This window comes from Vibrio sp. YT-18, assembly GCF_033337345.1.
Lineage (GTDB): Bacteria > Pseudomonadota > Gammaproteobacteria > Enterobacterales > Vibrionaceae > Vibrio > Vibrio alginolyticus.
Genome location: NZ_JAWOQO010000008.1, coordinates 89,289 through 112,472 on the forward strand (window position 1 = coordinate 89,289; position 23,184 = coordinate 112,472).

Annotated in this window: 18 protein-coding genes and 2 pseudogenes; 13 read left to right on the forward strand and 7 right to left on the reverse strand. The window is 45.5% G+C overall.

Annotation, left to right across the window (positions count from 1 at the left end; genetic code table 11):
• Positions 1-52: 52 nt before the first annotated feature.
• Positions 53-595, reverse strand: a complete 543-nt coding sequence (locus R7M72_RS12765) for a carboxymuconolactone decarboxylase family protein (RefSeq protein WP_005374097.1) — start codon at positions 593-595, stop codon at positions 53-55.
• A gap of 111 nt (positions 596-706) precedes the next feature.
• On the opposite strand from R7M72_RS12765, the gene R7M72_RS12770 reads away from it, so the two are divergent.
• Positions 707-1,309: a TetR/AcrR family transcriptional regulator gene (locus tag R7M72_RS12770; RefSeq protein WP_005384344.1), complete on the forward strand. Its 603-nt coding sequence runs from the start codon at positions 707-709 to the stop codon at positions 1,307-1,309.
• Between the two features lie 151 nt (positions 1,310-1,460).
• On the opposite strand, the gene R7M72_RS12775 is transcribed toward R7M72_RS12770, so the two are convergent.
• A complete protein-coding gene (locus tag R7M72_RS12775; RefSeq protein ID WP_318056212.1) occupies positions 1,461-2,717 on the reverse strand; it encodes an SGNH/GDSL hydrolase family protein in 1,257 nt (418 codons plus the stop codon).
• Positions 2,718-3,183: 466 nt separating this feature from the next.
• Here R7M72_RS12775 and R7M72_RS12780 point away from each other — a divergent pair, with 466 nt between their 5' ends.
• Together R7M72_RS12780 and R7M72_RS12785 are read left to right on the forward strand one after the other, a co-directional pair.
• Positions 3,184-5,214 carry a S8 family serine peptidase gene (locus tag R7M72_RS12780; protein ID WP_017635086.1) on the forward strand — a complete coding sequence of 677 codons (2,031 nt, stop codon included), beginning with the start codon at positions 3,184-3,186 and terminating at the stop codon, positions 5,212-5,214.
• 9 nt (positions 5,215-5,223) lie between these two features.
• Positions 5,224-5,586: a hypothetical protein gene (locus tag R7M72_RS12785; RefSeq protein WP_017635087.1), complete on the forward strand. Its 363-nt coding sequence runs from the start codon at positions 5,224-5,226 to the stop codon at positions 5,584-5,586.
• Between the two features lie 85 nt (positions 5,587-5,671).
• Here the strand turns inward: R7M72_RS12785 and phnX are convergent, their stop codons facing one another.
• The 3 genes from phnX to phnW all read right to left on the reverse strand — a co-directional run bounded on the left by phnX (position 5,672) and on the right by phnW (position 9,084).
• On the reverse strand, positions 5,672-6,487 hold the full coding sequence (gene phnX / locus R7M72_RS12790; RefSeq protein WP_047478372.1) for a phosphonoacetaldehyde hydrolase: 816 nt from the start codon (positions 6,485-6,487) through the stop codon (positions 5,672-5,674).
• Positions 6,488-6,574: 87 nt separating this feature from the next.
• The gene (locus tag R7M72_RS12795; RefSeq protein WP_262635966.1) at positions 6,575-7,954 is read right to left on the reverse strand and encodes an aspartate aminotransferase family protein; all 1,380 of its coding nucleotides are present in this window, start codon (positions 7,952-7,954) and stop codon (positions 6,575-6,577) included.
• 26 nt (positions 7,955-7,980) lie between these two features.
• Positions 7,981-9,084 carry a 2-aminoethylphosphonate--pyruvate transaminase gene (gene phnW / locus R7M72_RS12800; RefSeq protein WP_213963619.1) on the reverse strand — a complete coding sequence of 368 codons (1,104 nt, stop codon included), beginning with the start codon at positions 9,082-9,084 and terminating at the stop codon, positions 7,981-7,983.
• A 266-nt stretch (positions 9,085-9,350) separates the two neighbouring features.
• Here phnW and R7M72_RS12805 point away from each other — a divergent pair, with 266 nt between their 5' ends.
• The 5 genes from R7M72_RS12805 (at position 9,351) to R7M72_RS12825 (ending at position 16,167) form a co-directional block, all read left to right on the forward strand.
• Positions 9,351-10,361 carry a putative 2-aminoethylphosphonate ABC transporter substrate-binding protein gene (locus R7M72_RS12805; RefSeq protein ID WP_005384363.1) on the forward strand — a complete coding sequence of 337 codons (1,011 nt, stop codon included), beginning with the start codon at positions 9,351-9,353 and terminating at the stop codon, positions 10,359-10,361.
• 1,280 nt (positions 10,362-11,641) lie between these two features.
• On the forward strand, positions 11,642-12,748 hold the full coding sequence (locus tag R7M72_RS12810) for a putative 2-aminoethylphosphonate ABC transporter ATP-binding protein (RefSeq protein ID WP_005432488.1): 1,107 nt from the start codon (positions 11,642-11,644) through the stop codon (positions 12,746-12,748).
• An 8-nt stretch (positions 12,749-12,756) separates the two neighbouring features.
• Entirely contained in the window at positions 12,757-14,481 is a 1,725-nt protein-coding gene (locus R7M72_RS12815) for a putative 2-aminoethylphosphonate ABC transporter permease subunit (RefSeq protein WP_318056213.1), read from the forward strand.
• A gap of 9 nt (positions 14,482-14,490) precedes the next feature.
• Positions 14,491-15,195: a phosphonate utilization transcriptional regulator PhnR gene (gene phnR, locus R7M72_RS12820; protein ID WP_005374048.1), complete on the forward strand. Its 705-nt coding sequence runs from the start codon at positions 14,491-14,493 to the stop codon at positions 15,193-15,195.
• 66 nt (positions 15,196-15,261) lie between these two features.
• A complete protein-coding gene (locus R7M72_RS12825) occupies positions 15,262-16,167 on the forward strand; it encodes an EamA family transporter (RefSeq protein ID WP_104976297.1) in 906 nt (301 codons plus the stop codon).
• 68 nt (positions 16,168-16,235) lie between these two features.
• Here the strand turns inward: R7M72_RS12825 and R7M72_RS12830 are convergent, their stop codons facing one another.
• Together R7M72_RS12830 and R7M72_RS12835 are read right to left on the reverse strand one after the other, a co-directional pair.
• Positions 16,236-16,787, reverse strand: coding sequence for an outer membrane beta-barrel protein (locus R7M72_RS12830; protein WP_005374044.1), 552 nt, complete (start codon positions 16,785-16,787; stop codon positions 16,236-16,238).
• A 12-nt stretch (positions 16,788-16,799) separates the two neighbouring features.
• Positions 16,800-17,726: a VirK/YbjX family protein gene (locus R7M72_RS12835; RefSeq protein WP_005374042.1), complete on the reverse strand. Its 927-nt coding sequence runs from the start codon at positions 17,724-17,726 to the stop codon at positions 16,800-16,802.
• Between the two features lie 412 nt (positions 17,727-18,138).
• Here R7M72_RS12835 and R7M72_RS12840 point away from each other — a divergent pair, with 412 nt between their 5' ends.
• The 5 genes and pseudogenes from R7M72_RS12840 to R7M72_RS12860 all read left to right on the forward strand — a co-directional run bounded on the left by R7M72_RS12840 (position 18,139) and on the right by R7M72_RS12860 (position 23,131).
• Positions 18,139-18,498 carry a DUF3316 domain-containing protein gene (locus tag R7M72_RS12840; RefSeq protein WP_017635096.1) on the forward strand — a complete coding sequence of 120 codons (360 nt, stop codon included), beginning with the start codon at positions 18,139-18,141 and terminating at the stop codon, positions 18,496-18,498.
• Positions 18,499-18,705: 207 nt separating this feature from the next.
• Positions 18,706-19,040 (forward strand): annotated as a pseudogene (locus tag R7M72_RS12845) (transposase); the annotation flags it as partial.
• A gap of 165 nt (positions 19,041-19,205) precedes the next feature.
• Positions 19,206-20,744, forward strand: a complete 1,539-nt coding sequence (locus R7M72_RS12850) for a hypothetical protein (RefSeq protein WP_155489403.1) — start codon at positions 19,206-19,208, stop codon at positions 20,742-20,744.
• A 122-nt stretch (positions 20,745-20,866) separates the two neighbouring features.
• A pseudogene (locus tag R7M72_RS12855) lies at positions 20,867-21,614 on the forward strand (IS5 family transposase).
• 116 nt (positions 21,615-21,730) lie between these two features.
• A complete protein-coding gene (locus R7M72_RS12860) occupies positions 21,731-23,131 on the forward strand; it encodes an FAD-dependent oxidoreductase (RefSeq protein WP_017635100.1) in 1,401 nt (466 codons plus the stop codon).
• Positions 23,132-23,184: the final 53 nt, after the last annotated feature.

Below are 23,184 nucleotides of genomic sequence, written 5' to 3' on the forward strand. Positions count from 1 at the left end.
TTTTTGAAGGTATTACTGGTCCCATTGATGGGGCCAGTAATAAAAGCTTAAGTTACTTGGCGAACTTCTTGAAAGGTGCATCAACCGGAGTGTCAGCTAGGTGATTGGTGTAGTTACTCATCACTTTTTGCGCTAGACCAAGTACAATTTCAAGCAGTTGCTGCTGTCCGTAACCCGCCGCAAAGAACTTCTCTATCTGAGACTCTTCCACTACACCACGTTGGCGCACCATTTGAAGCGTTGTTTCTCGTAGTGTTTCAAGTTTTTCGTCTGCCAATGGTGTTTGGTTGACGAGAGCATCAACAATCTCCTGATCCACTTTCATTGACGCCGCGATCGCACTATGAGCAGGAACGCAATAGTGACAACCATGTTCAACGTTGATGGTTTGCCATACGACGGTCAATTCTTCTGCGTTAAATGATGTTTGTTGAAAGAGCTCATGCACAACTTGATAACCCTCAAGCAAGGTTGGCGCTTCAGCCATAACAGCATGAAGATTTGGTAGCATGCCAAACGCTTTGACTGAATTTTCAATCAGATGCTTTGATCCTTCGGGTGCGTTTTCTGCGGTATACAGTTTAAATTCTGCCATGTTTAAATCTCCTGTAATTGGATATGAGCGGATTAGGCAAGAACAGGATAGTTGATTTTGAGCGGTCGCTCAATATAAAATTGAGCATATGTTCAAAATTGATAATTGCTCATGGCGAATACAAAGAAATTCCAACGTGATGAAGTGGTGAAAGCTGCCTCGGATCTATTCTGGAAGAAAGGTTTTCATGCAACATCTACACGTGATTTACAAGATAGCGTTAATCTGCGTCCTGGAAGTATCTATGCGACGTTTGGGTCAAAAGAGGGGCTATATTGTGAAGCGCTAAAAATGTACGTTGCGAACTTACAAGCCCTGTTTGAGTTGCATTTAGCTCAGAACACAACGGTTCTAGATGCAATAGAAGCTTTCGCGATTGATGTGGTTATCAATCAGCGAGACTCCAATCCCAGTGAAGTGTGCATGTTAGTCAAATCAGCAAGTGAATTTGCTGAGGATTTTAATGCGCTGCGCAATCAAACAAACAGCTTAGCAAACCAATTTGAATCTTTTCTTGCAAAGCTGTTTGAGCGAGCAATCGAGAATGGCGAAATTGAAGCCCAGGATACATTGCTTCTTGCTCAGTTGTTCCAGGTTCAGTTTACGGGTATACGAGCCTACTCATACCGCAGTGATGATGAAACCTTAAAGACGTTGATCTCTATTATGGTGAACAGCTTCCGCGGTAACGTACCAAAACAGAACGCTGAATGAGACTGCTCAAAGTCAACGTCTCTAAATCAACGGCTTGAAGTAAGCGAGCTCAAATAAACCCGTTATCGGGGGTCGATGTCGATAAAAAATGACCACGAAGCATCGTGGTCATTTTTATGCAGATTAACTTGCAATGAACAACAACGGCTTATTAAAAGCGAAACTCTTCTAAGTTATTGCTGCTTTCTAACATTTTTTCAGCCACATAACGATGCGTTGCTGTGGTTGGGTGAGTCACATCCCAGAACACGAACTTATCTGCGCCAGATGCTGCACATTCAGAACGTAATGAGTGAGTGTACATGTAGTCAACAGAGGATGAACGGTTGATGTCTAAGCAAGGGTCGCTTGCATTTACGAAACCGTGTTCTTCTGGTGCCGAGGTTAACTTCTCAAACAGTGCGTGTGTATCAAACAATGCGATGTTGTAGCCTTGGGCTTTGTAGTACATCGCTTGTGCTTTGATGAACTCGTTCATCTTCAATACTTTCGCACGAATCGTTTCAATTTCTTCCTGTGTTGAGTATTTGAACTGTGGTGCTTTGGTTGCATCAGGCAGTGTCATCAACATGAAGTTCTTCGCGCCAGCGTCTGTTAAACGAATCAGAGCTTCAGCGTAATCCGCTTTTACTTCCGGCACGCTACGGTTGTAGTTCATGAAATCATTTAAACCAAACTCTAACGTAAACAATGTGTTAGCAGGGTTGTAGTTCTTCGCCAGCTTTGTGTAGGTTAAGTAAGAAGAAACTTGTTCGCCGACACCAGTTAGCGCGATGTATTGGTTTTCACCTGCTGCGCCACCAACTGCCCAGTTGTATAGCGGTAAGTTTTTGGCTTTAGCAACGTATTCCGTCCAAACAAAACCGTTTGAGAAGTGACCCAAGAACCAGCTATTCGGGTTAGGAAAGCGCCATTGGGACGCGTTAAAGATGTTGCCTGTATCAGACAAGCTATCGCCTAAAGCCACTACTTTGTTTATCTGATCTGGTTGCATTGCAGCATCATTGCTCCAGATCGTGTGGTTATAAGAATAACGATTGTCGGCAGCAAAAAATGTAATGTCTGCGTTCTCGTTCGCTAGATCTAGTGTTTCTTCACAACGCTGACGAATTACGTTTTGTGAGGTATTGGTGTAGAACATGTTTTTAAATGAAACAGAGCTCCACCAATAACCATCGATAGTGAAGTCACTACCATCTTGGTTTTTTGCCCATTTCCAATCGGTAGCCGCATCGTCCTTAGAGTGGCTCGTACGATACCAGCATCGAACGTACGTATAAGTTTGATTTTCTTGCGCGCTAACCACTTCAGCCGCAGAAACCATTGCCGGTGATAAAGTTGGCTCCTCTGCAATGGCGGAGGTAAGCGGAAGTAATGCAGTTAATAGTGTGATTGTTTTTTTCATCATTCACTCTTCTTGTAATGGTTATTGTTCCGAATGCGTGAATACGCTCGGCTATAACAGTATTTAGATGAGAATTTTTCTCACTAAACCTTCTAATTCTGAGTAAATGCTCAAGACAGTCAACAACTAAATATTCAATATTTCAGTTTTGGCACCACGGTCAAAAAATCCATTCAGCATAGCAATCGATTAAATGGGTGATATTTAGAATAATTACTCACTAACATTAATTTAACATTCACTTTTTGTTAATTAAGTAATTGCTTTATAAGGTTTTGTTGATGATTTTTAATGTTAACTTAAAGTGTTTATTGAATGATCTTTTGTACAAATTTGTATATTCATGAAACAAATTGTTTGGCATTTTTGCTCTGTAAACTATAGCTGAAGCTCTCATGCAAACATCATGATGATGACTTTTCATGAGAATATAGTGAATAAAAATTAGCTCAAATAAGGAATAGGGCAAATGCACTACACAACAAGTAAAAAACAAGGCTTATTTTCGTTGTCTGCCGTAGCAATAGCACTGACCACTTCGATGTCAGCGTTTGCGGCTCCACCAATGGGATTTGATGAATCTAAGTTACCGACGAAGTACATCGTCAAATTCAAAGAAGATGCGGTCAGCCGTTCTTCAATGGGTGGTAACTCATTCTGGGGGCCACGAATCGCGCAGGAGTCTGTTCTAGAACAGGTGAAGGCACGTAAGGTGGAAAAACTGGGTAATCGCGCCATTTACAGCGTTGAATTGGATGGCGATGACTTAGAGCCGCTTCGCAACCGTAGTGATGTGGAATACGTGGAAGTCGATCCACCTCGCTATTTGCTCAGCGAAACGACCCCATGGGGATATGAAGCGGTTAATGCTCAACTGCTAGCTGACTTCAATGCGGGTAATCGCACTGTATGTATTATCGATTCAGGGTACGACATTTCGCACTACGACCTAAGCGGTAACCGCGTTGCTGGTACTAACGATAGTGGTACGGGATCATGGAGTGATCCGGGTAACAACAATGCCCACGGTACTCACGTCGCGGGTACGATTGCTGCGATTGCCAACACCGAAGGTGTAAAGGGTGTGATGCCAAACCAGAATGTTAATTTGCACATCGTGAAAGTATTTAACGAATCGGGTTGGGGTTACTCATCTGGGCTTGTTAAAGCAATCCAGACCTGTGCCGATAATGGTGCTAACGTTGTGAACATGAGCCTTGGTGGTAGTCAATCAAGCCGAACTGAGCAAAATGCACTGCAAAATATTTACGATCAAGGCGTTCTATTGATTGCCGCTGCAGGTAATGATGGCAATACAGCGCACAGCTATCCAGCTTCTTATGACTCAGTGATGTCTGTTGCGGCTGTTGATAATCAAAATGATCATGCAGCGTTCTCACAATCTACTAATCAAGTTGAGATCTCAGGCCCGGGTGTGGCGATCTTATCAACGGTTACGGTAGGTGAAGGTAAACTTTCTGATATTACCTTGAATGGTGTAAGCCAGTTTGATCGTGGGATTGTTCCTCACAATCGTTTGATCAATAACGGTTCTTCGTATGTTCCGGATCCAATCGCGGGTTCAGTAACGGCAATGCTAGATAGCTGTGATGTATCTGGCGGTAACGTTAACTGTGGTGATATGTCGGGCAAAATTTGTTTGACTGAGCGTATCGGCAACCAGTCTTCAGGAAACTACCCTGAAGTAGATGCGGTTCAGGCTTGTTACAATGCGGGTGCGCGAGCTGCAATCGTATACAGCAACTCTGAACTACCTGGTTTACAAAACCCTTTCTTGGTAGACACAAACAACGCTTATCGTATGGTTTCGGTAACGGTTGATCGTGCATTTGGTCAAGAGCTGTTGGGGTATGTTGGTCAGGAGATTACTGTTGCAACAACCTCTGGTGAAGATTACGAGTACTACAATGGTACATCAATGGCGACACCGCACGTAACGGGCGTAGCTGGCTTGGTGTGGAGTTACCACCCAACCTGTACTGCAGCGCAAGTACGTAATGCCCTAGTGAAAACTGCAACAGATATTGATGTTGCTGGTCGAGACAACCGTACTGGCCACGGCCTAGTTAATGCTGAAGCGGCGAAGCTGTTCTTGGACGCTGGCTGTAATGGACCTGATGGTGGTAGCTCTTCGGACTCTAGCTTCTCAAATACCAGCCCTGTTGCGATTCCAGATAATAAATCTTCTGGCGCAATCAGTGCAGTAGAAGTCGATCGCTCTGGTGATTCAGGCACAGTAAGTATTGACGTTGATATTAGCCACACTTACATCGGTGATCTACGAGTGACTTTAACGTCACCGACTGGTGGAGAAGTTGTACTTCACAATAATACTGGCGGCAGCGCTAACGATATAAAAAACACGTTCCAAGCGGATTTTTCTGGTTTTGAATCGCAAGGTACATGGGAACTAAAAGCGGTAGACAGTGCCAGAAGAGACACAGGCACCATCAACAGTTGGACTCTGACCTTTCAATAAGGAGTGACTATGAAGAAGTTGACCTTACTTTCTTTGTCTGCGGTAGGCGCTACCGCACTATTGGCAATCGGACTGAGCTCAAGCAGCTTGGCAAACAATCAAGGATTTCCTCTCGTGGATGAACGCCAAGATCAAGCCGAGCAGCAACCTGAACGTTACTTTATTAAGTATCATGAAGGAAAAGAGAGCGAAGTGAGAGCGCTTCTTCGTCAGCACAACATTGAAGTAGTCGACGCTCTGGTGAAACAACATGTGTTGATTGTGGTGGGTGAACAGGCGGAAGTCGATAAGCTCGCCGCTCACGATGCGGTCGAATACACCGAGCAAGAGCCGACAAGGAAGCTGCTATCTAACGGAACTACGCTTCAATAAGCCAAACCTCCTTAAGATAGTGCCAAAAAGAAAAGCGCCCCTCACGTAAGGGGCGTTTGTTTCATTTATTTGTGGAAGATGAAGACTAAGGACGCTCACCTGCTGCTAGGCGACGTTCGATATCTGCCACTACTTCTGGGAAGTCAGCAATGGTGTCGATGAGGTAATGCGGCGAGCTCTTGAGCAATTTTGCACGCGCTTTTTCACGAGCGGCATTAAGTGTTGCTTCGTCCGCGGCTTGGTATTCTTCAAACGTCAGACCCGCTTCGTTACCAGAAAGCAGCAAACCAACGGTCCACATACCGGCGTTGTGACCTTCATCGATGCCCGGTGCGGCGTCATCTACTTTGATACACGCATTAACGTCGGTAACATTCAGCTCAATCACGTTTTTCAGCGCCATAAATGGTGCTGGGCGACCACCTTGCGGCAGGTCATCCGTTGCTACTACGTAATCCGGTTTGTAGCCGTAATCCGCAGCCACTGGAATCAGTACGTCCATCACTTCGCGAGGGTAACCAGAACAAGAACCGATCTTGATGCCTTTGTCTTTAAGACCATTCACAACTTCAATCGCATTAAGGATTGGGTCTGCGTGGTCAGCCACTTTTGCTTTTTGTAGCGGCATGAATGCTGCGTAGATAGCGTCGATGTCTTCGCTGGTCATTGAGCGACCAAACTTCTCATTCCAGCGCTTATCAACTGCAGGAATACGACCCACTGCTTGGATGTGATCCCACTTACCAAGCCCCATTGGTTCACGCGCTTCTTCAAGATCGATATCAAAATCAAAGCCTTGTTTGAACGCTTCCACAAAGATGCTGGTTGGCGCGAAAGAGCCGAAATCGACGATAGTGCCAGCCCAGTCAAAGATCACTGCTTGAATTGGTGAGTTGCTCATGTTCAATCCTTTTTCTTGCTTGCCAGAGCGCTGCCTACACATTGGAACTGCGCTCAGGATAATTGGTTTTGTTGAGGTCTATTGACCCTAAAAGTAGTTAAAGTCTTTGCACACTTTGGCGATGGCTTCTTCGAAGATCGCTAACGCTTCTGTTAGTTGTTCGCGGGTGATGATCAGCGGTGGGCTGAGTTGAATCACATTGCCTTGCGATACCTTAAAGCTCACTCCGTTGTTGAGGCATTGGTACAGCACTGCTTCCGCTTCGTCATACGCGCGTGCTTTGCTTTCGTGGTCAGTGACCAACTCAATGCCCCACAACATGCCGATGCCACGAACATCGCCAATCACAGGGTACTTAGCTTTCATCTCTAGCAGCTTTTCACGCATGAACTGGCTGTCGGCTTTGGCTTTCTCTAACAAGCCGTCTTGCTCAATGGCTTCCATGGTTGCCAGTGCTGCAGCACAACCGATAGGGCTTTTCTCATGAGTGTAATGACCCATGGAGATTTGCTCGGCGGTGTTGTATTTGTCTTTGGTTACCATGGCTGCGATAGGCACTAAGCCACCACCCAAACCTTTACCGATGCAGAGCATATCTGGCTCGATGTCGTAGGCTTGGTAGGTAAACCATTCACCGCTGCGACCCATGCCGTTAGGAATGTCGTCGATGATCAACATGACATTGTGTTTGTCACAGATTTCTCGAATGCGTTTCCAGTAGGCTTTGCTCGGCACTTGTACGTCGGTATTACGAACTGCTTCTGCGATAAACGCGCCCACGCCGCCTTCTTTCTCAATCACGTATTCGAGGTAATCGGCGTAATGCACATCGCTGCCGTCCGCGACTGGGAAAGCACCACGGTAAGATACGGCTGGTGGGATGCGCTCAACACCTGCCATTAATGGTCCCATACCTTGGCGGAAACACGCTTCGCCGCCCACTGAGATGGCATCCAACGATGCGCCGTGGAAGGAATCCCACAGAGACACCACCTTGTAGTTGCCCGTGATGTGGCGCGCTAGTTTAAGTGCCATGCCAACCGCAGATGTGCCACCCGGAGCAAACAGCACGCGGTTCAATTCGCCGCCACAGATTTGGGTGAGCTTTTCGGCACATTCAATTGCGGTCTCGTTGGTAAAACGACGTGGTGAAAACGGCAGTTTGGCAATTTGCTCTTGCACGCGTTTAATCACATGCGGGTGAGCATAGCCCAGCTGATGGACGTTATTGCCATGGAAGTCCATGTACTTTTTGCCGGTAGCATCTTGGATATAGATGCCTTCTGCTGCTTCCAATGTATCCAAGCAAGGTGTCGACATAGCTTGATGAAGAAAGACCTCTGAATCACGCTTCAATAATGCTTGCGTGCGTTTGTCGTCCATCGATGCATTCCAAGCTTGGCGCGCTGGTGTTGTGTTGACATCGCCTTCGCTGCGGAAATGGGTCGGTTTGATATTCTGAGTCATAACGCTCTCTCAATCAGAAGGCTGCTTTACGCAACTTGCCAATACATTGCTTTTTCAATCGCACCGATTAAGCGCTCGATATCTGCTGGGTAAACTTCACCAATGTTGCCGATGCGGAAGCAATCTGCGTTCGATACCTTACCCGGATAGATCACGAAGCCCTGCTCTTTCAAACGTGTGTAGAACGCTTTGAACTGGTAATCACTGTGCGTCGGAGAGTAGAAAGAAGTGATGATTGGCGAATGAAGGTCATCACTCAGTAGTGGTTCGAAACCCAGAGAACGCATTCCTGCAACCAGTGTTTTCTGGTTAGTTTGGTAACGGTGATGACGCGCTTCAATGCCGCCCTCTTGTTCCAGTTCTAACAAGGCTTGGTAGAAAGCGCGAACTGTGTGCGTTGGAGACGTGAAACGCCATTTGCCGTGGTTCACTTCCATACAGTGCCACTGGTCGTAAAGATCAAGGCTCAAAGAACGCGCCTGACCTTGGCACTTTTCTAGCTCAGTTTGTTTCGCAATCACAAAGCCAAAACCCGGTACGCCTTGAATACATTTGTTTGCAGAGCTGATCATAAAATCGATGCCTAGCTCTGCGATATCGATAGGAATGCCACCAAAGCTCGACATGGCATCGAGAATCACGACTTTACCGTGTGCTTTTGCCGCAGAAGCAAATGCCTCAATTGGGTTAAGCATGCCAGTGGTTGTCTCACAGTGAACAATCGCCACGTGTGTGATTGTAGGATCCGATGCCAATGCAGTTTCCACCTCGTTCAAGTGTGGCTGTGATGTTTCGCCTGGGGAAACTACATGGCATGGAATATTTAGGTAATCAGCGATCTGAGCGATACGTGCACCGTAAGCGCCGTTGTCGACAACCAACAATTTTCCATCTTTGCCAATGGCGCTGCCAATCGTTGCTTCCACTGATGCGGTGCCGCTACCTTGCATTAGTACGCTGGTGTAGCCGTCTTGCTCCGTCGCTAGTGTTACAAGCTTAGTGCGGATCACTTCTACAATGTCTTTGTTGTATTCATCATCCCAAGTACACCAGTCTTTTAGCATGGCTTCACGTACCGTTTCAGAAGTAGATAGAGGACCTGGAGTCAGTAGTAGGTATTCGTTTTTCATCTCGATTTCCATCAGAATAGGCTAATTGGTCTACACCAAATTTCGAGTTCACTCTAGCGAGGAAGAAAAGGGCAGTAAATAGGCGAATCTCCAATTTCATAAAACTTTAATATCCAGAAAATGGCGGATCAATTGAACGATTATTCATCGCAAATTTTCGTAAAACTGCCATTTAATGGTCATGATTTCGTCACAAAGGCTCAGTAGGGTGTATATCGTCAACTGGTACAGACCAAATGAAAACTTAGCCAAATTAACTGGAGAAAATGATGAAAAACCGTTTGATGAAAGGATCGCTGGCTGCACTTGTCTCTCTGCTAGCTACGAATGCAATGGCAGCACAGGAAGTCACGGTTTACACCGCTTTCGAAACTGACATTCTTGCGAAATACAAGTCTGCGTTTGAGAAAGATAACCCAGATATCAAGATTAAGTGGGTTCGCGATTCCACCGGTATCATGACGGCGAAATTGCTGGCAGAAAAGAACAACCCTCAAGCGGAAGTGGTTTGGGGTCTTGCTGGCTCGTCAATGGCACTGCTTAAAGATGAAGGTCTTCTTAAGCCTTACACACCAAAAGGTTTGGAAGAGCTGCACGCGAACCTAAACGACCCTCAATCAAACCAAGCTTGGTTCGGTAACGATGCGTTCTTCAACGCAGTTTGTTTTAACGAAGCGGTAGCGAAACAACTTAACCTGCCTAAACCAACGTCTTGGGAAGACCTAACGAAGCCGGTTTACAAAGGTCACATTGCAATGCCGAACCCAGCTTCTTCAGGCACTGGCTACATGCAGGTTTCTGCTTGGCTACAAAACATGGGTGAAGATCAGGCATGGAACTACATGCGTGACCTAGACAAGAACATTGCACACTACACGCACTCTGGCTCTAAGCCATGTGTTCAAGCGGGCATGGGTGAAGTGGCTATCGGTATCTCGATGGCAAGCCGCGGCGCGAAGCTGAAAACACAGGGTGCACCACTTGCGGTTATCACACCTAAAGGTATTGGCTGGGAATCTGAAGCCGTTGGTCTAGTAAAAGAGTCTGATGCAGCGAAGCGCGTTGTCGACTGGTCAATATCTAAAGCAGCAAACGAGCTTTACGTAGAAATGTACCCAGTGGTTGCACATAAAGAAGTGAAAGCGACCGTGTCTAACTTCCCGAACGTTCAAGAGAACATGGCGAAGATGGACTTCGCGCAAATGGGCAGTAAGCGTGCAGAGATTCTAGCGGCATGGTCTGAGAAGTTCGACGCGAAATCAGAGCCAAAGTCTTAATTGAATTTGCTTTGATTTGAATACTGAAATCCACCTCGGTTGAGGTGGATTTTTTGTTTTTGGAAGAGGCGAGAGTCAAAAGCCTTAAAGCAGCAACCCCACCTAACCTCCCCTTGGCTTTAACTTCTGGGACTACAACAGTCACGCTGGTAAAGGGGAGGGACTAACTGTACTTGTTGTTCGTGATAGTGAAAGCATCATAGTCTGTATAAAGGGGGGCACTAAGCTAACCACGAAAAAGAAAACCCTCCCCCTTGATAACCACATTCAAATGCATGGCACACCATGCTGAGAAAAGGGGGAGCTGGAGGGGGTTGTAAAAGTTGAACGCAGCAAAAGCGTTAGTTGGAAATTTCTTAGCATTGTGCTTGTAAGAGATTCCGGATGGCTCGCTTAGGCTCGTCCGGAATGACCACCTTGAGAGCAGATGAAGTCTCTATGCGTTAACGTATTGTGTAACTGAAAGGAAGGAGAGAAAGCTCTCCTTCTAAAGTCTTCGTATATCACATGAATAGTTCGAAAATCTTACCAGCTAAAGCAGCTAGAACTCCTCTAGCTACTACGGGTAAGGTATCGCGAATTGAGTCTTTCAGTGGATCTTTAAATCTCATCGCATGCTCCTTAATTAAGGTTGCACCCGAAAGTTCACTGATTTATAGTTTCTTCAACGCAAGATATCAGTAACCTTCGGGTTAGTTTTATCTACTAAGCCCTAGTTGATTGCAGTCATCTGGGGCTTTCCTTTATGCACTACCTGTAGCGCACGCTTGTTTCACTTCTCCTCCCTAATCGTTTTTGTTAAAAAAGCACAATATATAGTAAAAAAATCCTTTTAAAACACAGGATAGTGTGGCTTTTCTTATACTGTAATTTAACGGTATTTAACGAGAAGCACCAATTGAAAACATTGATTTTGATCAATTAACAATGGGTAGCGAGCGACAACAAATCGATCTTATTGGCGTTGATCTCAGTTGCGAAGAAAACTGTGAAAATTGCAAAAACAGAGCGAAATCTACTTGCTTTTCTGGGCTGCCTTATCTGTCAAGGCGTGTAGATCCTGTTATAGATAAGATCCGTCAAAACCTGTCGGATTTTAGTAACGCATTTGTGATGAAAATGTATGAGGTGCATAAGTGTGCAATTCATAGAGTGAAGCTTAAACTTCTATAACAAACCTCATCACCCTTCATCTATTTGTCATCTTCTGGCTATAAATTTGTCATTGGAACGTAACACTCCAAAACTAAAGTTGGTATATACCATTTGGAGCGTGTGTTATGTCAACTAACCAACATTACCTAAATATCGAAAATGTAGTGAAGCAATTCGGACAGTTCACTGCATTAAAGAAAATCTCGCTAGCGATTGAAAAGGGCGAGTTCGTTTGTTTTCTTGGTCCTTCTGGCTGCGGTAAAACCACTCTGCTACGTGCTATTGCAGGTTTAGACTTGCCAACGTCTGGTGCAATCTTTCAAAACGGTCAAGAGACCACATTCCTACCACCAGAGAAGCGCGATTTCGGCATCGTATTCCAATCTTACGCGCTGTTTCCGAACCTAACTGTGCAAGAGAACATTGCGGTGGGTTTGAAGAACCAAGGCATGTCGACCAAAGAAGCGTTAGAGAAGGTGGATTACTGGCTAGAAACCATTGGTCTTCCGACCTCTGGCGAGAAATTCCCTAACCAACTTTCTGGTGGTCAGCAGCAGCGTGTGGCACTTGCTCGCGCATTGGCGTTGTCTCCGGGTCTACTGCTGCTTGATGAGCCGCTGTCAGCGTTGGATGCAAAAGTGCGTGTTCACTTACGTGACGAGATTTGTAAGCTGCAACGTAAGCTTGGCATCACCACCATCATGGTTACACACGATCAGGATGAAGCGTTGTCGATGGCGGATCGTATCGTGGTAATGAACCATGGTGTGATTGAGCAAGTCGGCACACCTCAAGAGATCTACCAACAACCAGCCACGCGCTTTGTCGCTGAGTTTGTCGGCAGCATGAACTTTATTGAAACCTCAGTAGCAACGGACTCCCAAGTACGCATTGCCGAAACCTTGATGCCAGCGCCAAGCTTGACCAATCGTAAGATCCAACGTGGTGATCGCTTCGACCTTGCGGTGCGCCCTGAAAGCATCAAGTTCGTTGAAAACTACACCAATTCTTTACCTGTGCGAGTTACGGCAACCGAATTTCTGGGGGCGTTTTTCCGCATTGATTGCGTATTGCAAAACGACAGCTCAACGAAAACCATCGTCGTGGATGTGCCTGTGGAAACGGTTCAAAAACTCAATATCAAGGCGGGCGATGTACGTTACATCCAGTTTGCTGAAGAAGGGCTGCATGGTTACGCCGTGCCCTCGGTTGATAAAGCGCTAGCAGCGTAGGTGTAAACATGGATGCGAAGACAATGACGATGAATAGCCTGACCACGCAAGACAAAGCAAAATCCTTACGCGGACGTGTTAGCCGCGACAACCTTGTGTTGTTTGGTTTGCTTGCTGGCTTGTCGACCATGATGGTGCTATTCATTTTAATGCCGCTTTGGGCAATGTTGACCAAGAGTGTGCAAAATGCCAATGGCGAATTTGTCGGATTGGCGAACTTTGCGACGTACTTTTCTTCTTCAAGCTTGTGGGTGTCGGTGAGTAATACCTTCACTTTGGGCGTGATTGTGACCTCAGTAGTGGGTGTGCTTGCGTTTGGTTATGCCTACGCGCTGACTCGTTCCTGTATGCCGTTTAAAGGTTTGTTTCAAATCCTAGGTACTGCGCCGATTCTCGCGCCTTCGTTGTTACCAGCGATCAGTTTGATTTTCCTTTTCGGTAATCAAGGCATTGCCAAAGAGATGCTGTTAGGAAGCTCGATTTACGGCGTGATTGGTATCTCGATGGGTTTGATTTTCTGGACCTTCCCTCATGCATTGATGATTTTGACCACTTCGCTGCGCACTTCAGATGCCCGCTTGTATGAAGCAGCGCGCGCACTTAAAACTTCACCCATCAAAACCTTCTTTATGGTGACGTTACCTGCGGCGAAATACGGTTTGATCAGTACGCTTATTGTGGTTTTTACATTGGTTATCACGGACTTTGGTGTGCCGAAAGTGATTGGGGGCAGCTACAACGTTCTGGCGACTGACATCTTCAAGCAAGTCGTGGGACAGCAAAACTTTGCCATGGGTGCGGTGACTAGCATTATGTTGTTATTCCCTGCGGTAATGGCGTTCGGCGCAGACCGCTGGGTACAGAAAAAGCAAAAGAGCTTATTCGACACACGTTCAGTGCCTTATCAGCCTGAACCCAACAAAGCGCGCGACAGCATTTGTTTGGTTTACTGCAGCATCATTTCTATCGCAGTGTTGGCTGTGCTTGGCATGGCGGTGTATGGCTCGTTAGTTACGTTCTGGCCTTGGAACAAAGCTCTAACGCTAAACAACTACAACTTTGCTGAAATGAGCACTTACGGTTGGAGCCCATTCTTCAACTCACTAACACTGGCAGGTTGGACAGCGGTTATTGGTACAGCCATCATCTTTGTCGGTGCGTACTGCATTGAGAAAGGGCGTGCGTTTGGTCCAATTCGTCAGGTGATGCAAATGCTCAGCGTGGTGCCAATGGCGGTACCGGGTATGGTGCTTGGCTTGGGTTACATCTTTTACTTCAACGATGCGAACAATCCTCTAAACGTACTTTATGGCACCATGGCATTCTTGGTGATTAACACGGTAGTGCATTACTACACAGTGGGTCACATGACCGCCCTGACAGCGCTAAAGCAGTTGCCATCGGAGATTGAAGCCACGGCGGCATCGGTGAAGCTTCCTCAATACAAGTTGTTCTTTAAAGTGACATTACCTGTGTGCTTACCTGCGATTTTGGACATTGCGACTTACTTGTTTGTTAATGCATTAACCACCACTTCTGCGGTAGTATTCCTTTACTCAACCGATACGATTCCGGCTTCGGTCTCGATTCTGAATATGGACGATGCAGGTCAAACTGGCGCTGCAGCGGCAATGGCTGTCATGATCATGATTGCTGCCGCAATTGCGAAGATTGTTCAGATGACTTTGGGTAAATTGTTAGAAAATCGCACACAAGCTTGGCGCAAAAGATAAGGACACTTCGTGCAATACGTAAAAATTAAAGATTCGATTGTTGAACAGATTGAAGCGGGCATGCTATCGCCGCGTCAAAAACTGCCAGCAGAGCGTAAGTTGGCGGAGTCGTTCGATACTACACGCGTCACTCTGCGTGAAGCTTTATCACTGCTGGAAGCAGAAGGTCGAATCTATCGCGAAGATCGCCGAGGTTGGTTTATCTCACCCGAGCCATTGCGTTACGACCCAACCCAAACGCTAAATTTCCCGAACATGGCTAAAGCGCAAAATCGCGTGCCAAAAACGGAGTTGGTCGCAGCAAAAGGAACCTTGGCAAACAAACAAGCTGCGCGCTTGTTGGACTTGCAGCCTTTCTCGGACGTGTATCGAGTCGACCGTGTGCGATACCTTGAAGATAGACCTGTAGTATTCGTAACAAACTATATTCGCCCAGAGCTGTTTCCGAATCTGCTGGACTATGATTTGTCAAACTCACTGACGGACATTTACCGCGAGCATTATGGCGTGACGTATCAAAAGATTCGCTACCGCATTTCAACCAGCACCTTGTTGGGTGAAATGGCTCAGGCACTGCGCGCGACAGCCGGTACGCCAGCGATGGTAGTGGAGCGCATCAACTACAACCAGCACGGTGAGTTGATTGATTGCGATATCGAGTATTGGCGACACGATGCCATCAGCATTGAATCTCTGGCGGAACTCAATCGTTAAGTGGATTTTCTCATTATCTAAGGCTCCATCTCGGGGCCTTTATTTTATTCAGACAGGGACATTGAAATGGATTTGTTGGCGATTGGTCTCGTCGTTTTTTCTGCTGTTCTCCATGCGGGTTGGAATATCCTTGGTAAAAGCAACTCAGGCTCTGGGCTCGCGTTTACTATGGCCGCCAGCTTTTCTGCATGTTTCATTCTTACCCCTTATTTGATTTGGTATTTGGTGACCATTGGCTGGACATCATTACCGAGTGAATTTTGGGGATTGCTGTTCATTAGCGGCATTTCACAAATGGTCTATCTGGTCGGTTTGATTGTCGCTTATAAGCACGCAGACGTGGGTGTGGTTTATCCCATTGCTCGGGCACTGCCAGTGATGATGGTCGGCGCAATCAGTGTTGCATTGGGACATGAATTATCTAGTCAGCAGTGGCTTGGGTTCTTGCTGATTACCCTTGGTTGCATGCTGGTGCCACTGACGAATTTTCGTCAAATGATATTGGGTTCCTATTTGAACGTCGGTGTGTTCTGGGCATTAATTGCTGCAATAGGCACAACGGGTTACTCGGTGGTCGATAAAGAAGCGCTGAGTTTACTCACAGGACAAGCATCAGATATCTTGAATGATCAGTACAGTGCAATCTTCTACTTGGGCGTGCAGTTTTGGGCAATTGGTATTCCAGCCCTTGTATGGTGCTTAGTTACGGGCAAGCCAGATGAGATTAAGACTGCGTGGCAGATCCGCAAAACAGCCAGCATGGCAGGGGTAATGATGGCATCCACCTACGGCTTGGTGCTGTTTGCTATGACCATGACAGACAACGTGAGTTTGGTCGTAGCACTAAGGCAAATCAGCATTGTGTTTGGATTGTTTATGGGGATTTGGTTTCTGTCTGAGAAATGGTATCTCACCCGAGGGCTTGGCGTTACTTCTATCGTGGCGGGGATTATTCTCGCGCTTGCGTATTGACCTATATTCACGAAAAAAGGCAGCGAATGAGCCTCTCGCTGCCTTTTGTATTAACTTGTAAGCCTTGTTTAAAAACGCAGTTGCGCACCAAACATCACGCCGCTAGAGTCAAAATCGCTGTTTTTTGAGTACACATATTCTGCATTCAAACCAAAGTGTTTATAGCTCCAGCCGATACCGCCAGCGGCTTCCCCTCCGACACTTGAGTGTTCGATGTTCTTGCTCTGACCGTTCACTTTATAAGTGTATTCGAGAGTGTAGAGAGTGACACCTGCCTTGCCGTACAGTTCGAAACCTGAACCCAGAGGATAGCTAGCATAGCCACTCAAGCGAGGTCCGGAGAAGCTCGTATCGGTGACTTCTGAAATCGGACTCACGAGTATCGAGCCGATACCGTCAAACGCGCCTTTATAACCTGCTTCGATACCAAAGTTATGTGTTGGCATGTAGCGGTAATATATTTCACCTAAGAACATGTCGCCTGATTCTTTGCTTGTCGGAGCATCGTAGTTCACATCGCCATAGCCAATGTTTGTACCTATGATGTGCTCACTGGTTTCTGCATTGGCTGACAAAGAAAAAGCCGACAACACTAAAGCAGTAATGAATGAATAACGCATGAACGCTTCTCCTTAGCTTTTAGCTTGCTCGCCTTTTAATATTTGTTCGAAAGTGACCTTGGTGTTGTCTAGCCATTCATAACGGCGACGATACATCGAACGCTTAGAGCGCGACATGCCTTCGATATCTCTACGGGGTGCATTTACATCAATTGAGTAAAAATGACGATTGTATTCGGTGCCGCCCAATTCTTGCCAGAGTGCATCGTAATCCGTTTTTATTCGCCCTTTGCTGTAACGTTTAGCTGCGTAAGTATGGGACTGCGTTTTCACCGCTAGAATCGTATTTACTTCCCAAATTTGTGCGAGCAAAGTGAGCAAGCTCACCATCAAGCTTTTTGGTCTCTGTCCGTAAAGCTTACGAGTTAGCTTTTTAATTTTCGCGTTGTTTTCTTCACTGCTTCGCGGTCCTTGTAAGCCTCCAATCATAATGCTGCGTCCAGATTCGATGTGACCTAGCGTAAAAGAGAGCGTGTAGAAGTTGCCATCTTCAGCGCTGTGCAGCACTAGGCTCATGTCGCCTTCTTTTTGATAACGTGCTTCGTATACTAATCTCACCGAGTACAGTATTTCGTCAATTTCAAAAGAGGCTAATGTTAGGCCTTTCGAGTCTGTGTAGATTTCTTCGATTGTTTGTTTAGAAAACAGTTCTGAAATAGTTTTATAGTGATCAACTACCAAGTTAGAACGATCGAACGCTGAGTTGTTTTTGATGATATACGGACGAAACGGTTTCTCTAAAAACCGATGCGTACGTGTACAAAGCAACTCTAACAATGACGATTCAATATTGTCTGAAAGGTGCTTAAATGCACGTTTGTAATAAAGCGCACGTAAGATGAACTTAGCTCTGTAGGTCCAAATTGGCTTGTAGACATCAGCATAATCATCTGAGTAAATCGATTTGCTATGGTAAAAAATGGATTTGTTCGCGGTCATTTTCACTCCAGATTAACTTGTGCTCAATAGCGACAATTAAGAACCGACGGACGAGCAGCGAAGAACCCGAAAAGGAGGAATGCAAAGCACGACTGAAAAGAGGTGGTTTTTGCTGTGTCCGACATTTGTGTGAGGTTTTGAACACTGTTCTTTTGCTGGAATTCTAAGAGAAAATTGACCTTAGGTATTGTATGGTTTGGTAAGGAAGTGTCAGGTTGAAACCCATTGTTCAAAAGGAAGAAAATGCGAATGTCGGCTGAATATGACGTTGAGTTGCTAAGTTATTGTGAAATAAGTTGAACGAAAATTGAACATTATTTGAAATTGTTTTGACGTGTTTTAGGTCTTTATACGTACCTTATAAGTATCGAGCCAATTTTGGCCCGATGTAAAGGTAAGTAAGGAGAGGTTTATGAAACGCTTAACAACTTTAGCAAGTACGATTGCTCTGATTGCTGCACCTTCTATGGCTCTTGCTGGTGGTTATCAGTGGACAAACGATACCGAAACTATCCATGGCGACGTAATGGATAGCAAACAAGCGGCTTATGAAATGGGCCGAGACATGATCCAAAGCTACCAAAATAAATCATCTGGACAACTCCGTGATGAGTTTACGAGCCTTACAACGTATGTTGATCGCCAATCGTTTTCTATCACTGACTCAAAAGTCATGGTAAATGAGTTCTTGCAAAGTGACGGGCAAGTTGTTTACCAGCCTATTCTCAATGTTCAATACGAGTACCGCATGCGTGAACCTGGTAATCGTTAATTAATTTATTCGCTAGCATTTATAACTCTATTGCCTATTTAATCCTTGTTGTGAATTCGTTTTATTATTTTTGGGGAGCATTTGCTCCCCTTTTTATTATTAAATATATATTCCTGATGAATGTGTGTCTTAAATGTAATATCTCGTAAGAACCTATCTCAATAGGTGTTGCCTGAGTTAAATCAACACCTATTGAAAACACTGTAAATGAGTTCAACACAATACCTAATCTTCGATGCGCTCTGGGAAAAAATAGAGCCATTGTTGCCCGCTCACAAGACTAACCATCCTCTCGGTACGCATTGAAAACGAGTCGATAATCGTGATGCGATGAATGGCATTCTTTTTGTTCTCAGAACTAGTTGTCAATGGAATGCGCTTAACACAACGGGTATTTGTACCTCTAGCTCTGCGCATCGTAGCTTTCAATAGTGGTGAGATGCAGGCGTTTTTGAGCTATTTTGGCAAAATGGTCTGATTTACGAGGGTGTTGATTGGCGTTCTAGATCAATGGCTGCCAAACTAAAGCACCTTTTGCTGGCTATGAGCGACAATCCTTTTGATTCTTAGCACTGTTCATACCGACCACAAACCAGAATGAAACTGCTCAACTCTTTCGCTGGCTCTGTTTCGCTGACTTAACATCACCGCCTTGCCACTATTTTCTGTTATAGTGCTGATACCATAAACAACAATTACACCAGTTAATGAGAAAAATTATCTTACCGCTTGTCATGGTTGGATTTTTTGCACTTCCCACTGCGCTTAAAGCCAATACGGAAAACAATGCATGCAACGATACAACCACTGCTAAAACGCGAGCACTATTTTTAAAGCATTATCAGAAAAAAGATTACACAGCAGCCTACTACGCAGCTTATCTTTATGCTGATAGTTGCCCAGCTTTGTTTTCGGCGCATTCACCGTCAGTAGAAACACTATGGCTGCTTAGCGACTATTCTCTCGCGGCATCACGGAGCGATAATCAAAAAGCATGTGACGACATAGCCTCCCTTGTTAAGGCCGATACGTTACAGAAACATTCCCGTATCGCCCAAGCAATACAAACCAACCTTGGCCTATGTTCACTTAAGCAAACCGAATCACGGATTGATACACGGCTTACTCGCTCAAGTTGTGCTTTTGACAAAAACTTCCTTTCCGTGCCGGCATCTTGGCAAGGCAAAGTCGCAAATCATGACTCGATAGAATGTATTGGCCCCAAAACATTAACACAAGGGACATCACTAACCTTACTAAAGGCGGACACCGAAAATAAAGCAATTCGCATTCCCTTCGACGGTGTTATACCCAACGATGGCAAGACCCGTCTTCTCTTCCTTGGCGACGAACGCTCTATGATGGTTGCCTATGTCTTTAACACAGAAGGCCCCCTGCAACCCCAATCCGTTAACAAACGTACCGAATACTATTCATTACGCGCTTATCAAACCAACGAAACAACGCAACAGCAAGTCGCACAGCTCAATACCGGTATGGTACAGAGCAAAAGCGACAATGATTACTCACCGGAACACCTTACTGAGCTAGAAAAAACAATAACGACAGATTTTACCGTCGACCCATACAACTGGTGGGGACATAAAGCGCTCATCGACATCAATGAAATGGCTAGTGAGGAAAACTTCCTTGTCGCTCAATATAAGGATCGTATTGAGCTAATTTATAATCTTGGCAATGATATAAAGACGCTTGATTTGCTAACGGGTAACAAAAAGACCGTATTCACAGCACCTGAACAGGTCTATGTCCATAGTATCGAAGAATCACTGCTGTATATAAAAAACAAACAGGATGATTATTTTGAGCTAGATCTCACTGCAGCATCCCCCTCTCTGGTACAGGTTCCCTATGTGCCACCTCCGCACAAAGGACGCTATTCGTCCGTACCGCTAGTATCAGCCGACCAACAAAGTCAAATAAGCAGCGATGACGGCCAATTACTCGTTGAAAGCCCCTACCATAAAAGCATTCTGATTAATGATCACTACGAAAACTGGGTGATCAATAACCTTTCTTGGGGGGGCGATAGTTATGAAATCTATTTTGATAACTCATCAGCCTATGCCTGCATCTGGCGAGTTGATTTACTCAACCGTAAAATCGAACGAGTTATTCCGATAGAAGCTGCCGTTGAGCCCTATGGATTTCGTGTTGGCAATGTCCCTTATGTGGTGTATGTCGATAGAGACAAAGACAAACTCTATTTAGCGACCCCCATGTAATAATCAATCGTCGACTTCCCAAGTGATATCGCAGCCCTCGAGCTAAGAACCTATCTCAATAGGTGTTGCCTGAGCTAAATCAACACCTATTGAAAATACTGTAAATGAGTTCAACATAATACCTGATCTTTAATGTGCTCTGGGAAAAATTGAGCCATTGTTGCCCGTTCATAAGACTAACCATCCTTCGGTACGCATCGAAAACGAGTCGATAATAGTGATGCGATGAACGGCATTCTTTTTGTCTTTAGAACTGGTTGTCAGTGGAATGCGCTTAACGCAACGGGCATTTGTACCTCTAGCTTCGCACATCGTCGCTTTCAAGAGTGGCGAGATGCAGGCGTTTTTGAGCGATTTTGGCAAAATGGCATGATTTACGTTGGTGTTGATTGGCGCTCTATATCAATGGATGGCTGCCAAACTAAAGTGCCTTTATCTGGCTCAAAAAAACAGCAAAGAACCCAAAAACAAGGCATAAAACGCAGTTTGTTGACGGATGCGAATGGATTGCCACTTGCTGTAGTCAGCGTGGTGCCAACGTTCACGATATCAAATGGGTACTTCAAACTTTAGATGCATTAGAAAGCTATCGACCACCTTTACAAGCGCCACTGTATCTCGACAGAGGTTACATGATGAACTGGTTACTTTGAACTACATCCCTCATGTTCAATCACGAGAAGAAGAGGCAGCTAGCTTAAAACAATCGGATGATTTTAAGGCTCATAGTTGGGTAGTGGAGCGAACCCATAGCTGGTTAAACCATTATCGTAGATTGCTTGTTCGTTGGGATAAGAAATAGAAAACTACGAGGCCATGTCGCATTTTGCTTGTGGCCTCATTGTTTGGAATAAACCCCTTTTGGGATAGGATCTAAATATTTTCTAATGCTCAGCGTAAGTTTTTCTAGCTCGTTGAATATTCGGTAGGTTTGTAAAGTGGTGACAAAGCACGGTTGTGTGCGTCACTTCTACAAAGGATACCCGATGACACATCATTCATATTGGTTCAAGCAGGCAATTGAAGCTGAGCAACCAGAAACGCCACAACCGTTACAGCAGAACATTAATACTGACGTTGCGATTGTTGGTGGCGGATACACCGGACTTTGGACCGCGATTATGATTAAGCAGCAATCTCCGGAAAAAAAGGTAGTCGTGATTGAAAAAGGCCTTTGTGGCAGTGGTGCATCGGGCGCAAACGGCGGTTGTATGCTGACTTGGTCTACCAAGTTTCCGACATTGAAACGGTTATTCGGTGAAGAACATGCTGCTTGGTTAGTAAAAGAGTCGGAACAAGCAGTGCTCGAGATTGACGACTTTTGTCAGCAGCACAACATCGATGCGCACTTATCGTTGAAAGGGGTTTATTACACTGCAACCAATCAGGCTCAAACTGGGGGAATGCAGCCAGTTGTGGACGAGTTAAAGCGATTAGAAGTGAACAGTTGGCGTCGTTGCTCGGTGGAGGAACTGCGTGCCAATGCGGGTTCACCTCGACATATAGAAGGCTTTCACTCTCCAGTTGCAGCCAGCGTTCAACCTGCATTATTAGCGAGAGGGTTACGCCGTGTTGCTATTGATCTGGGTGTAGAAGTTTATGAGGACACGCCGATGACGCGTCTAGATTATGGAAAACCTGCCATTGTCTGTACACCTAAAGGAAACATTCAAGCGCAGCAGGTGGTATTGGCATTAAATGCATGGATGGTGGAGCAGTTTAAACAGTTCAAAAACAGTATCGTGGTGGTCTCTTCCGACATGGTGATCACCAGGCCGCTTGGTGACGCACTACCTCTATCTGGTTGGCAGGCAGGTTCTAGCGTGTTGGATTCACGTATCTTCGTCCACTATTACCGAGATACGCCAGATGGCCGTTTGATGTTGGGGAAAGGCGGCAATCAGTTTTCTTTCAATAACCAAGTTGACGCAATGTTTAACAAGCCAACACGCTACCAAGGTCTACTGCGCAAGTCGTTCGATAAGTTGTTTCCTCATTTGAGAGGGGAGGAGTTTGCTTATTCATGGACGGGGGGCTCTGATCGTTCTGCTACTGGTTTCCCTTTTTTCGGCGAGCTAGATAAACAGAGCAATATCTTTTACGGATTTGGTTATTCAGGCAATGGTGTAGCGCAGACTCGAATGGGCGGAAAGATCCTATCTTCATTGATATTGGGAATCGATAACGAGTGGACGAACAGTGGTTTAGCCAAAGGACCGTTGGGGTGTTTCCCGCCAGAACCGCTTCGCTGGACCGGGGCTATGATAGTGCGCAACGCGGTACGTCGCAAAGAGGAAGCAGAAGATAACGAGCAGACGCCATTCATCTGGGATAAGTGGCTAGCAAAACTCGCGGGACCAGCAGGCAAAGCGGATAAGCTTGACTAAACTGAAGACTTTAGCCACAAACGAGACAGTTTGCAGTGAAAGTCATTGGGGCG